The organism is Mycolicibacterium frederiksbergense (genome assembly GCF_012223425.1).
Classification (GTDB): Bacteria; Actinomycetota; Actinomycetes; order Mycobacteriales; family Mycobacteriaceae; genus Mycobacterium; species Mycobacterium frederiksbergense.
On sequence record NZ_CP038799.1, the window covers coordinates 1,193,808 to 1,206,328 of the forward strand.

At 68.3% G+C, this 12,521-nt stretch carries 12 protein-coding genes; 3 read left to right on the forward strand and 9 right to left on the reverse strand.

Annotation, left to right across the window (positions count from 1 at the left end):
- Positions 1-13: 13 nt before the first annotated feature.
- From EXE63_RS08685 to EXE63_RS08695, 3 genes are all read left to right on the forward strand, one after another.
- On the forward strand, positions 14-856 hold the full coding sequence (locus tag EXE63_RS08685; protein ID WP_210000387.1) for a dienelactone hydrolase family protein: 843 nt from the start codon (positions 14-16) through the stop codon (positions 854-856).
- Between the two features lie 47 nt (positions 857-903).
- Complete coding sequence (locus EXE63_RS08690) at positions 904-1,944, forward strand: LLM class F420-dependent oxidoreductase (protein WP_168141616.1); 1,041 nt, start codon at positions 904-906, stop codon at positions 1,942-1,944.
- Between the two features lie 170 nt (positions 1,945-2,114).
- On the forward strand, positions 2,115-3,485 hold the full coding sequence (locus EXE63_RS08695; protein WP_168141617.1) for a DEAD/DEAH box helicase: 1,371 nt from the start codon (positions 2,115-2,117) through the stop codon (positions 3,483-3,485).
- Positions 3,486-3,577: 92 nt separating this feature from the next.
- On the opposite strand, the gene EXE63_RS08700 is transcribed toward EXE63_RS08695, so the two are convergent.
- From EXE63_RS08700 to eat, 9 genes are all read right to left on the reverse strand, one after another.
- A complete protein-coding gene (locus tag EXE63_RS08700; RefSeq protein WP_168141618.1) occupies positions 3,578-4,918 on the reverse strand; it encodes a hypothetical protein in 1,341 nt (446 codons plus the stop codon).
- Positions 4,919-4,923: 5 nt separating this feature from the next.
- Positions 4,924-5,229, reverse strand: coding sequence for a type VII secretion target (locus EXE63_RS08705; RefSeq protein WP_168141619.1), 306 nt, complete (start codon positions 5,227-5,229; stop codon positions 4,924-4,926).
- A 48-nt stretch (positions 5,230-5,277) separates the two neighbouring features.
- Positions 5,278-6,615 carry a phosphoglucosamine mutase gene (gene glmM / locus EXE63_RS08710; protein WP_168141620.1) on the reverse strand — a complete coding sequence of 446 codons (1,338 nt, stop codon included), beginning with the start codon at positions 6,613-6,615 and terminating at the stop codon, positions 5,278-5,280.
- Positions 6,616-6,771: 156 nt separating this feature from the next.
- Positions 6,772-7,230: a hypothetical protein gene (locus tag EXE63_RS08715; RefSeq protein WP_210000390.1), complete on the reverse strand. Its 459-nt coding sequence runs from the start codon at positions 7,228-7,230 to the stop codon at positions 6,772-6,774.
- A 396-nt stretch (positions 7,231-7,626) separates the two neighbouring features.
- Positions 7,627-8,061 carry a 30S ribosomal protein S9 gene (gene rpsI / locus EXE63_RS08720; RefSeq protein ID WP_082614123.1) on the reverse strand — a complete coding sequence of 145 codons (435 nt, stop codon included), beginning with the start codon at positions 8,059-8,061 and terminating at the stop codon, positions 7,627-7,629.
- 92 nt (positions 8,062-8,153) lie between these two features.
- Complete coding sequence (gene rplM / locus EXE63_RS08725; RefSeq protein ID WP_057167120.1) at positions 8,154-8,597, reverse strand: 50S ribosomal protein L13; 444 nt, start codon at positions 8,595-8,597, stop codon at positions 8,154-8,156.
- 193 nt (positions 8,598-8,790) lie between these two features.
- Entirely contained in the window at positions 8,791-9,564 is a 774-nt protein-coding gene (gene eutC / locus EXE63_RS08730) for an ethanolamine ammonia-lyase subunit EutC (RefSeq protein ID WP_168141622.1), read from the reverse strand.
- An 8-nt stretch (positions 9,565-9,572) separates the two neighbouring features.
- Positions 9,573-10,982: an ethanolamine ammonia-lyase subunit EutB gene (locus EXE63_RS08735; protein ID WP_168141623.1), complete on the reverse strand. Its 1,410-nt coding sequence runs from the start codon at positions 10,980-10,982 to the stop codon at positions 9,573-9,575.
- Positions 10,979-12,391, reverse strand: coding sequence for an ethanolamine permease (gene eat / locus EXE63_RS08740; RefSeq protein ID WP_168141624.1), 1,413 nt, complete (start codon positions 12,389-12,391; stop codon positions 10,979-10,981). Before eat ends, EXE63_RS08735 begins: the two co-directional genes overlap by 4 nt.
- Positions 12,392-12,521: the final 130 nt, after the last annotated feature.

Consider the following 12,521-nt stretch of genomic DNA (forward strand, 5'->3'; position numbering starts at 1 on the left):
CTACGGTCGTCGGGTGGCAAGCACCAAGAAACTCTTCGCTGCTCTGACCCGGCGCGGACCGCACCGCGTCCTGCGCGGAGATCTCGCTTTTGCCGGTCAGCCCGGCATCGTCTACACCCCGGAGTCGGGCCTGAGCCTGCCAGGTGTGGCGTTCGGCCACGACTGGCTGGCCGCCGCCGACCGCTACGAGGGCACCCTGGAGCATCTGGCGTCCTGGGGCATCGTCGCGGCGGCCCCCGACACGGAACGCTCACTGGCCCCGTCCGCGCTCAATCTTGCTGTTGACCTGGGCACCACCCTGGACATCATCGCCGGGGTGCGGCTGGGACCGGGCAAGATCAGCGTGCACCCGGCCAAATTGGCCGTCGTCGGACACGGCTTCGGCGGGTCGGCCGCGGTGTTCACCGCCGCCGGCCTGGGATCGCGACTGAGGGCCGCCGCGGCACTGTTCCCCGCGGTCACCAGCCCGCCGGCCGAACAGCCCGCCGCCGCGCTGACGCTGCCCGGCCTGATCCTGCGGGCACCAGCCGACGCCACGGCGCTGAAATCCAATGCCGATGCGCTGGCTCGTTCATGGCCGGGGGCAATTCTGCGGACGGTGGCCAAGGCCGAGGCCGGCGGACTCATCGAGGGCCGCCGGCTGGCCAAGGCGGTCGGCCTGCCCGGTGCCGACAAGGGCACCCAGAAGGCGACCCGCGCGCTACTGACCGGCTACCTGTTACACGTGCTGACCGGCGACAAGGAGTACCGCGATTTCGCCGATCCGGAGGCGGTGCTGCCCAAGACCGTCGCGCCGGACCCCGACTCCGTGCCGCCGACGCTGGAAGACAAGGTTGTCGCGCTCCTCAAGGGCTGAACACCACACCATGCCACCAACCAACCGGTTGGTGATATAACTCAGTCATGCGCACCGGAATCTTTCTCAGCTACGCGGGCGGCTTCAAGCAGGCCGTCGAGCAGGTCGTCGAACTGGAAAAGGTCGGCGTCGACATCGCGCTGGTGGCCGAGGCCTATTCCTATGACGCCATCAGCCAGCTCGGATATCTGGCGGCCAAGACGACCACCATCGAACTGGGATCCGGCGTCGTACCGATCTACGTGCGCACCCCGACCCTGCTGGCGATGACCGCGGCGGGCCTGGACTACGTCTCCGACGGGCGCTTCCGGCTCGGCATCGGCACCTCGGGCCCCCAGGTCATGGAGGGCTTCCACGGCGTCCCGTTCGACGCTCCGATGGGCCGTACCCGCGAGGTCGTCGACATCTGCCGCCAGGTCTGGCGCCGCGAGAAGGTGAACTACGACGGCAAGCACTACCAGATCCCGCTGCCCGAGGGCCGCGGCACCGGCCTTGGCAAACCGCTGCGCCTCATCAATCACCCTGTGCGGGAGAATATCCCGATCACCATCGCGGCGCTGGGGCCGAAAAACGTTGAGCTGACCGCAGAAATCGCCGAGGGCTGGCAGCCGGTGTTCTTCTACCCGGAGAAGGCCGACGAGGTGTGGGGCGACGCACTGCGGGCCGGCTACGCCAAGCGCGATCCCGCCCGGGGCCCGCTGGACATCATGGTCAGTGCCAGCCTCGCGATCGGCGATGACGTCGAGGACCGGCTGGCCTGGGCCAAACCCCAACTGGCGCTGTACATCGGCGGCATGGGCGCCAAGGGCAAGAACTTCTACCACAATCTGGCCACCCGGTACGGGTTCGGTGAGGTGGCCGACCACATCCAGGAGCTGTTCCTGGCGGGTAAGAAGGACGAGGCGATCGCCGCGGTGCCCGACGAACTGGTGCGGCACGTGTCGCTGGTCGGCCCACGCGGATTCGTCAAGGAACGCCTGGCCGCCTACAAGGAGGCCGGCGTGACGACGATGCTGGTCCATCCGCTGGCCACCGACGACGCCGAGGCCCTGCGATTCACCGAGGAATTGGTGACGCTCACCTCATAAGTTAGGGCCAAACGGCTTCCTTGGGTATCGTGAACCGCAGCGGCATCGTCTGTTCTGCCTTTTGCCGCTTCGCCAGGGCCATTTCTTGAGCCCTGCTCGATCGTCACACCGAGAGCCGCGGGAACCATCCGCGCCGGGCAGGACGACCATTCCTAATCCATGGAGCATTCTTGTCTACGTTTGCCGACTTCGGCCTGCCCGAAGCCGTTGTCACCACACTCACTGCCGCCGGCATCGAGTCCCCCTTCCCCATTCAGTCCGCGACGCTTCCCGATTCGCTGGCCGGCCGCGATGTGCTCGGCCGCGGTCGCACCGGATCCGGCAAGACCTATGCATTCCTGCTTCCGGTCGTCGCCCGTCTGGCCGCCTCGGCCACCCCGCGGCGTTCCGGTCAGCCGCGCGCGCTGATCCTGGCCCCGACCCGCGAACTGGCCACCCAGATCGACGCATCGCTCGCACCGTTGGCCAAGGCCACCGGCCTGCGTTCGGTGACCGTCTTCGGTGGCGTGAGCGCCGGGCCACAGATCCAGAAGCTGCGTGACGGTGTCGATATCGTCATCGCCTGCCCCGGCCGCCTGGAAGACCACGTGAAGTCCGGTCACGCCGACCTGTCGGCAGTGCAGATCACCGTGCTCGACGAGGCCGACCACATGGCCGACCTCGGCTTCCTGCCCCCGGTGAAGCGCCTGCTCGACCGCACCCCGCGCGACTGCCAGCGGCTGCTGTTCTCGGCCACCCTCGACGGCGGCGTCGACGTGCTGGTTCAGCGCTACCTGCGCAACCCGATCGTGCACAGCGTGGACTCCGAGAATTCACCGGTCTCCACACTGGTCCACCACGTCCTGCACGTCGACGGCGCAGCGCGATTCGACGTACTGGCCGACCTGGCCGCCTCACCCGGGCGCACCATCGTGTTCGCCCGCACCAAGTACGGCGCAAAAGGCCTCGCCCGCAAGCTGAATTCACGCGGTGTGCCGGCAGTCGAACTGCACGGCAACCTTTCCCAGAACGCCCGTACCCGCAATCTCGGGGCATTCTCCGATGGCTCCGCCTCGGTGCTCGTCGCCACCGATATTGCCGCGCGCGGTATCCACGTCGACGATGTCAACCTGGTGGTGCACGCCGACCCGCCGGTCGAGCACAAGGCCTACCTGCACCGGTCCGGGCGTACCGCGCGTGCCGGCAACGACGGCACCGTGGTGACCCTCATGGTCGACGACCAGGTCGCCGATGTGCGGGTGCTGACCCGCAAGGCCGGCGTCAAGCCGACCATCACCAAGTTCAGCGGCGCCTCGCACCCGGTGCTGCTGGAGATCGCCCCCGGCGAGCGGTCCTTCACCGGCGGTCTCGTGATCGACACCCCGGAACCCCCGGCGCGCACCGCGCAGCAGCCCGGACGACGCCGCAGGCCGCAGCGTCACAACGGTGCCGGCGGCACCGGTTCGGCGGGTTCGGGCCACACCGGCGGCGGTCGCTCCAGTGGCGGTCGCGGCGGACAGCGCCGCAGCGGTTCCGGAACGGCGCGCACCGGTACGCGCTAACAGTCCTTCGATCAAAATCGACGAAATGATCACGCCGGACTCCTCGGCAACGATCATTTCGTCGATTTTGCGTTTCACCCGCAGCCCCTAGTTCAGGGACCGGCCTGCGGCAGCTCGTCGGCCGCGATCTCGCACGGTGTGTCGGCCGGTACCGGCTCGGCGGGCGCCGCCACCGCCGGATCGGCCAACGGCTCGGGGACCGGTGTCGGCACCACCGGTTCAGGCGTTACCGCAACGGGTTCCGCCGGCACCTCCGCCTCCGCCGGCCCCGCCGATTCCTCGGCAGGGGTCTCGCCCTCCAGCGGCTCGTCCTCGTCCGGTTCCTCTCCGTCCGGGTCTTCCTCGTCCTCGTCTGGCTCCGGATCGCCCAGGTCGTCCAGTTCGGCGCCCTCCGTGCGGTCGTCCGAGAAGGGATCCAGATCGCCTACAGCGCCCAAAGTTTCACCGAGTCCGCCGCCGGAACCCAGCAGGCCGCCGAGCATGTCGGAAAAGGACTGCCCGAGACCGGACAGACCCGACATGCCCGAACCGAGGGGGGACGTCGCGGCCGGCATCGGCGCGGCGGCCGCGGCCATCGGATCGGCCGCTACCGGTGTGGTCGGGGCAACCGACGGTGCCGCAGCCGGGGCGGTCGGTGTGGAAGTGGACGCCGGTACAGCCTCCATCGAGACAGCGGACTGAGCGGGCACCGTGCCCGCAGCCGCCGGGCCGGCAACAAAGGACGTCGGAACAACGGCCGCCGGCGCAGACGCCACGGAAACCGTCTCCGCTGCAACAGGTATGGCCCCGGATAGACCGGGACGCTCAAACACAGCCGACGCCTGCGATGCGATGGCGGCGGCCGCATCTCGGTACGCCTGCCGGATCGCCGACTCGGTGTCGCGCATCGTGGAAACCCAGTCGAGGGCGATATCGGTGGCCACGAACGGCGCGACCTGCATGTCCACCATTTCACTGGCGCCGGCCCGGTCCCCGACACCGGCCGTGACGGTGCGGGCCGCGCTCAGCCACTCGGCTCTCGTCCCGCGCGCCTCGATGCCCTGGGTGGTGTCGACCTTGGCCTCGACCAACTGCCACAGTCGATTCCGCAATTCGTCGAGCGCGGCCACACTGCCGCGCAGCCCATCGACGACGGTAGCCGCCGTTTCGGTATGGCGCACAAGGTGATCGACCGCCGCCACGGCCCCGGCGCCCCGCCACGCCGCGGCCAGCGCGCGGTGGGCTTGTTCCTGCAGCACCAGTGCCGCCTCGACCGCGGCGAGCGCTTCCGACAGCGTGCGGTGGTCGTCGTCGAGCGCTTGGAGGTCCAGACCCTCCTCGGCGGTGTACGCGGCGTGCAGGTGGGCAGGCTCCGGCACCGAATGTCCGAGCCGGCGGCAGGCCCGTACATACTCGGTCATCACCTCGGCCGCCGGCGCTCCCGCGGCAAGCATGCCGTTCATCCGATCCGGCGGGCCGCGCGGTCATCGATCTGCGCATAATCCTCGGCGGAAACCCGGAGTTGCGAAGCGATTTCACGAGAACGACGCGACCAGCCACGCAGTGCGCCGATCGTGTGCTCGACAGACCGGCGCACCTGGGCTCCCTCGTCGGTGTACTCCCGGCCGGCCCGCGCACCGGTGAAGGCCAGCGCTGCCTGACAGCGTTGCCACGCGCCGTCGACCTGATCGGCGGCGTTGTCGAAGCGGTGCGCGATATCGAGTACCGCAGCGACATCCATCCGGGCTGAATCGGTGAGTCCCATACCCAGATTGGACGCAGCGGCGCCCCGTTCGGTTCCCTCCCGGCGAAACTAGTTCTGCCGGCTGACCGATTCGGCGACCCGCACCGCGAGCTGACGGGCGGTGTCCGCGTCGGCGGCTTCCACCATGACCCGAACCACCTGCTCGGTTCCCGAGGGGCGCAGCAGGATCCGGCCGGTATCGCCGAGCTCGGCCTCGGCCGCGGCGACCGCGGTCCGCACCGTGGGCGCTTGGGCGACGGTCGTCTTGTCCGCCACCGCGACATTGATCAGGACCTGCGGCAACGTCTTCATCGGCTCACACAGCTGGGCCAGCGTCGAACCGGTGTGCGCCATCCGCGACATCAGCCGCAGTCCGGTCACGATCCCGTCGCCGGTGGTGCCGAAGCTCGGCAGCACGATATGACCGGACTGCTCGCCACCCAGCGAGAACTCGCCGGCCCGCAGTTCCTCGAGCACATACCGGTCGCCGACCGCGGTGGTGCGGACCTCGATACCGGCCGCCCGCATCGCCAGGTGCAGGCCCAGATTGCTCATCACGGTGGCGACCAGGGTGTCCGACGCCAATTCACCGGCTTCCTGCATGGCCAGCGCCATCATCACCATGATGGCGTCCCCGTCGATGAGCTCACCGCGCGCATCCACGGCCAGGCACCGGTCGGCGTCACCGTCGTGGGCCAGACCCAGGTCGGCGCCATGAGCGAGCACGGCCTGCTGCAACTGCTCCATATGGGTGGATCCGCAGCCGTCGTTGATGTTGAGGCCGTTGGGCTCGGCGTTCAGGGTGATGACCTCGGCGCCCGCCGCGCGGTAGGCCAGCGGCGCGGCGGTGTAGGCCGCGCCGTTGGCGCAGTCGACCACCACCTTGATGCCGTCCAGCCGGGCGGTGACCGCCTTGGCGACATGGCGCAGATAACGGTCCAGGGCGTCCTCGGCATCGACGACCCGCCCGATGCCGCCGCCGAGGGGACGGACACCCGGACCCGAGGTCAACAACTCGTCGATGCGGTCCTCGGTGGCGTCGTCGAGCTTGTGCCCGCCCGGGCCGAAGATCTTGATGCCGTTATCGGGCATCGGATTGTGTGACGCGGAGATCATGATCCCGAAATCTGCGTCATAGGCGCTGGTCAAGTACGCCACTGCGGGAGTGGGAAGCACTCCGACGCGCAGCGCATCGATGCCCTCACTGGTCAGTCCGGCGATGACCGCGGCCTCCAGCATCTCGCCGCTGGCGCGTGGATCGCGGCCCACCACGGCGAACCTGCGCCGGGCTCCGCCCGACGAGCCCAGCCGCCGCGCAGCGGCTGCGCCCAGCGCGAGCGCCAACTCGGCGGTCAGGTCGAGGTTGGCGACTCCGCGCACGCCATCGGTGCCGAACAGTCGAGCCATGCCCACAAATTTCTCACACGAGACGCCCAAAGAGCCAACTGACAACCCCGGTGGCCGTCTCGGCGCCCAACCGACACCCGATCGTGCCCCGAACGGGCCACCGCCCGCACCCTGGTGGGTGCGGGCGGTGGGGTGCTGCTGTTCGACCTGATCTGGTTACCCGGCGGGCGCGGGAACAGGGGTCGTGGTCGTGGTGGTGGGCTCCTCGTCGCCGGTGACGTCATCCGGTGCGGGCACCTCGGTCTCCGTCACGGGCTCCTCGGAGAAGGACGCGCCCTCGGCGGTACCCGGCGCATCGATCACACCGGAGGTGCCGTCCTCGACGGTCGCGGTGTTCTGCCGGAAGTCGACGGCGCCGATGTCGTTGTTGCACACGCTCTGCTGCGAGCCGCTGGCGTCCACGCTCTCGGCGACTGAAGAGATCGTCATGGCGTCGGTGTCGCAGACGCCTGCGGCGATCTGGGTGGCCGTCTCGATCGGCACGCCGGTGAGCACGCCGGCCGTGCCGATGGCCAGGTCCACGCGGCCGTCGCCGGGCTCGGCGTTGGCCGCTGCGGCCCCTCCGAACAGGAGGAGGGCGCCACCAAGGGCGGCACCGGCGGTCACTCGCGTCATGGTCATTTTCTTCATTTTCATCCTTTCAGTCAGAGAAGCGGTGCCGGTCCCCCACGAGCTGACTGACTCGTACCGACGGCAGATTGTCTGCCTGGGCGCATGCTGCGGCGCCCCCGCTTCCACACCCACGGTGGTTCACCGTCGCGCGCGGTGTCAAACCCGACCCGCAAACATCGCTGTCAGGGCCAACATATCGCCGGGTCTCAGAAATTCGCTGTCAGCGACGGGTTTGCGCACCGAAACGCCGTGATGAACAGTGCTGGTGCCGGACGTGGCGACACCGCGACCTCGTTACCCACGCCCGAGTGCCGAGAGATCAGCAAACAAGGTCACGATAAAAAGAAACCGCCGGGTGTGGATCGGAATCCACACCCGGCGGTGCCAAGACTGAACAGATCAGCGCTTGCTGTACTGCGGAGCCTTACGGGCCTTCTTGAGGCCGTACTTCTTGCGCTCGATGGCACGCGGGTCACGCGTGAGGAAGCCGGCCTTCTTCAGGGCCGGACGGTCCTCGGGCTGCACGATGATCAGTGCACGCGCGATGGCCAGACGCAGTGCGCCGGCCTGCCCGGACGGGCCACCACCGTCGAGGTGGGCGTAGATGTCGAAGCTGTCCACGCGATCCACGGTCACCAGCGGAGCCTTGATCAGCTGCTGATGCACCTTGTTCGGGAAGTAGGCCTCCAGGGTGCGGCCGTCGAGATGGAACTTGCCGGTGCCGGGCACCAGGCGCACCCGGACGACGGCTTCCTTGCGGCGGCCGACGGTCTGGATGGGGCGGTCGATGTAGATCGGCTCGCGCGGAGCGGCTTCCTCGACTGCGGCTTCCACGACGGTCTCGTCGGCGGTTTCGGTCGCCTCAGGCGCCTGCACGGCGTCTTCGGTCACGTCCACCTCGACAACCTCGGTCTCGTTCACTTCGGTCACTGGGCCACCTGCTTGATCTCGAACGGAATCGGCTGCTGCGCGGCATGCGGATGCTCCGGGCCGGCGTACACCTTCAGCTTCTTCTGAACCTGGCGACTCAGCTTGTTGTGCGGCAGCATCCCGATGATCGCGTTCTCCACGACACGGGTGGGGTGCTTCTCCAGCAGCTCGCCGATGGTGCGCTTGCGCAGACCGCCCGGGTAACCCGAGTGGCTGTAAGCGAACTTGTTGGTGAGCTTGTCGCCGCTGACGGCGATCTTCTCGGCGTTGATGACGATGACGAAGTCGCCGCCGTCAACGTTGGGCGTGAATGTCGGCTTGTGCTTGCCGCGCAGCAGCTTTGCTGCTTCGACGGCGAGCCGGCCGAGCACCACGTCTTGGGCGTCGATGACGTACCACGAACGCGTGGTGTCACCCGCCTTCGGCGTGTAAGTAGGCACAGTGCTTACCTTCTATTCTCGGGTTACGGTGCCGGTCAGGCGGACGCGCTCAGGGTTGCCCGGCGACCGACGTTGACCCGGGACCCGTATGCCCGGTGGGGCAGCACACGCCAACGCAGCAGCTTACCGGCCGCCGTCACCCCAGGTCAAAACGCCCAAACCGGAGCCCAACGTGAAGACGATGGCGCGAAATCTAGGAGATCTCGCGATCGACTTCACGGTCGAGGGATTCCAGGGACCGGGAGGTGTCCTTGAGGTCGACGCCGGAACGCCCGAGCGCCACCGCACCGCCGATCAGGCCGGTGGCCACCCGCGCCGCCTCGGTGTATCCCAGCCCGTCGGGCGGGTGGATATTGGAGATGCAGTTGCGATCCGCGTCGGTGCGGCCGGGCCGCGGCAGATGCGTCAGGTAGATGCCGAGGCTGTCGGCGACGCTCAGGCCGGGTCGTTCCCCGATGATCAGCACCAGCGTGCGCACCCCCTGCGCGGCCGCGATGTGATCGCCGAGCGCCACCCGGGCCTGGGTGGCGATCACCGGCGGCGCCAGGGTGTACCGATCACCCAACCGATCCACCAGGGCCTTCAACAGCGCGGCCCCGTGATGGCTCAGTGCGGTCGGCGACAGTCCGTCGGCCAGCACGAAGCCGATATCGGCCGGACTGGGCGGCACGTCCATGTCCTCGGCAGGCATCCGGCCCAGGTCGGGGCGGCGCAGGTATTCATCGCGGGTGGTGGCCCGGCTGGTCACCACCACCGGATCGCCGATGCCCACCTCGCGCACCATGGCGGCCAGCGCATCGGCGTCCAGCGGGATGTGGACGGCATCGCGGGCCGCGGCGTGCGCGGCCGCCAGTTCCAGGACCTCACGGGTGGGCAGGGCGGTACCCGCCCGGCCCAGCCCGATCCTGGCCTGGGTGGTCTTGCGCAGTTCGGCCCAGAACTCCTGGACCGCGGGATCAGATGTCACGGCGCTCCTCAGGTGGCGGAGGTGAGCGCACGCAACGGTGAGTGCGTCAGATCGAACGGTGTCAGGCGGCCAGTCTCGTCGACCATCCCGACCTTGCGCAGCCAGCCCTCGAACTCCGGCGCCGGCCGCAGCCCCAGGGTCCGGCGGGTGGTCAGCACATCGTGGAAGGACAGGCTCTGATAGCCGAGCATCACGTCATCGGCTCCCGGGACGGTGATCACGAACGCCGCCCCGGCCGCCGCCAGCAGCGTCAGCAGGGTGTCCATATCGTTCTGGTCGGCCTCGGCGTGGTTGGTGTAGCAGACGTCGACGCCCATCGGCAGCCCGAGCAGCTTGCCGCAGAAGTGGTCCTCGAGCCCGGCGCGGATGATCTGCTTGCCGTCGTACAGGTACTCCGGACCGATGAAGCCGACGACGGTGTTGACCAGCAAGGGATTCAGATCGCGCGCGACGGCGTAGGCCCGCGTCTCCAGGGTCTGCTGGTCGACCGGTTTGCCGCCCACACCCAGGTGGGTGTGGGAACTGAGCGCCGATCCCTGCCCGGTCTCCAGGTACATCACGTTGTCACCGACGGTGCCGCGTCCCATGCTCGTGGCGGCGTCGCGGCCCTCCCGCAGCAGCGCGATGTTCACGCCGAACGCGGAGTTGGCGCCCTCGGTCCCGGCGATGGACTGGAACACCAGGTCGACGGGCGCTCCGCTCTCGATCAGCCCGATCGTCGTGGTGATGTGTGACAGCACGCAGGACTGCACCGGGATGTCGTAGCGGGTTCGGATCGAGTCCAGCAGGACCAGCAGGTCGGCGGTGGCCTGCGGGGAATCGGTGGCCGGATTGATCCCGATCACCGCGTCCCCGCAGCCCAGCAGCAGCCCGTCGAGCACGGCCGCGGCGATGCCGCGCGGGTCATCGGTCGGATGATTGGGCTGCAGCCGGGTCGCCAGCGTGCCGGGCAGCCCGACGGTGGTGCGGAACGACGCGGTGACCCGGGTGGCCGCCGCGACCGCGATGAGGTCCTGATTGCGCATGATCTTGCTGACTGCGGCCACCATCTCCGGGGTCAGGCCCGGGGCGATGGCCGCGATCCGGGTGGCGCTGTCGTCATGCGAGGAGGTCTCCAGCAGCCAGTCCCGCAGACCGCCCACCGTCAGTCCCGAAACGTGCGAAAAGGCTTGACGGTCATGGGTGTCCATGATCAGCCGGGTGACCTCGTCGGTGTCGTAGTCGACAATGTCCTGATTGAGGAAGGTGTCCAGCGGCAGGTCTGCGAGCACCCACGCGGCGGCCGCGCGTTCTGCGTCGTGTTCGGCGGCGCACCCGGCGAGTTGGTCGCCCGAGCGCAGCGGTGTGGCCTTGGCCATCACCTCCACGAGTCCGTCGAAGGCGTAACTGACGCCCGAGACCTGCTGCCGGTAGATCACTTGAGCTCGCTCTCCGCTCTCGCGAGCATCGCGAACTCCTCATCGGGGGAATTCGACACCAGCTTGTGGCGGCTGTACACCGCGAAATAGAGCATGAACGCGGCGAACACACCCAGGCACCACCCTGCGGCGACGGGGTCGACCAGGAAGGTCGCGATGACGGCGAACACCCCGATGACGAGGGCGAAGCCGGTGGTCACGACTCCGCCCGGGGTGCGGTAGGGGCGCGGCATCTCTGGTTCGCGGCGGCGCAGCACGATATGGCTGATCATCATCAGCACATAGCTCAGTGCCGCCCCGAAGACCGCCATGTTCAGCAGCATCGCGCCCTGGCCGGTCAGGGAAAGCGCGAACCCGATGATCCCGGGCACCAGCAAGGCGAGGAAGGGTGCCTTGCGCGCGTTGGTCACCGACAGCGTCTTGGGCAGGTACCCGGCCCGGGACAGCGCGAACAACTGCCGCGAATAGGCGTAGATGATGGAGAAGAAACTGGCGATCAGGCCGGCCAGGCCGATGTAGTTGACGACCTTGGCGGCCGTCCCATCGCCCAGCGCCTCCACGAGCGGGTTACCCGAGCTCGACATCGCGTCGGCTCCGCCGGCGCCCGTGGTGAGGATCAGCACCGTCGCGCAGGTGACCAGCAGCACGGCCATACCGGCGATGATGCCGCGTGGCACGTTCCTCTCGGGGTTGGCGGTCTCCTCGGCCGCCAGCGGCACGCCTTCGATCGCGAGGAAGAACCAGATCGCGAACGGGAAAGCCGCCCAGATGCCCATGTAGCCGTTGGGGAGCCAACTGGAGGCGCCGGCGGCGGTCTCGTCGACGGCCATGTCGGTGAGGTTGGCGACGTCGAAGTGCCCGATGGCGGCAATGGCGAACACCAGCAGGCCGACCAGCGCGATCGCGGTGATCACGAACATCACCTTGAGCGCTTCACCCACACCCGCAAGGTGGATACCGATGAAGATCAGATATGCGGCCAGGTACACCCACCAGCCGTCGGTGATGCCGAACAGCCCCAGCGACTCGACGTAGGCCCCGATGAAGGTGGCGATGGCCGCCGGCGCGATGGCGTACTCGATGAGAATGGCTGTGCCGGTGGCGAAACCACCCCAAGGACCGAGCGCCCGCCGAGCGAAGGTGTAGCCGCCACCGGCGGCCGGCAGCGCCGAGGACAGCTCGGCCATGCCCAGCACCAGCGCCAGGTACATGCCGGCAATGATGACGGCCGCGATGGCCAGCCCGCCGAAACCACCTTCCGCGAGGCCGAAGTTCCAGCCCGAGTAATCGCCGGATATGACATAGCTGATGCCGAGACCGGCCAACAGTACCCAGCCCGCGGTGCCCGACTTGAGCTGACGCTTTTGCAGATAGTCCGCACTCTCGAGGTGTTCTTCAACACCGGCCACTTGGAACTCCTTCGTTCACAGTGCAATCAGATTCTTCTGGGGCTCTTGACATTCCGTGCGCTTGTGCGCCGATCTGGACCCGGTCGCGAAACCGGCGTCCTAACGTTCACGCGTCCGGCTGCTCACCGCG

What these genes read in the sequence shown, in the direction of transcription:
- EXE63_RS08705 (WP_168141619.1), bottom strand. Translation starts at nt 5,229, where the DNA reads ATGGGACTCACCGATTCAGCCCGGATGGATGTCGCTGCGGTACTCGAT.
- EXE63_RS08700 (WP_168141618.1), bottom strand. Translation starts at nt 4,918, where the DNA reads ATGCTTGCCGCGGGAGCGCCGGCGGCCGAGGTGATGACCGAGTATGTA.
- EXE63_RS08715 (WP_210000390.1), bottom strand. Translation starts at nt 7,230, where the DNA reads ATGACGCGAGTGACCGCCGGTGCCGCCCTTGGTGGCGCCCTCCTCCTG.
- EXE63_RS08690 (WP_168141616.1), top strand. Translation starts at nt 904, where the DNA reads ATGCGCACCGGAATCTTTCTCAGCTACGCGGGCGGCTTCAAGCAGGCC.
- glmM (WP_168141620.1), bottom strand. Translation starts at nt 6,615, where the DNA reads ATGGCTCGACTGTTCGGCACCGATGGCGTGCGCGGAGTCGCCAACCTC.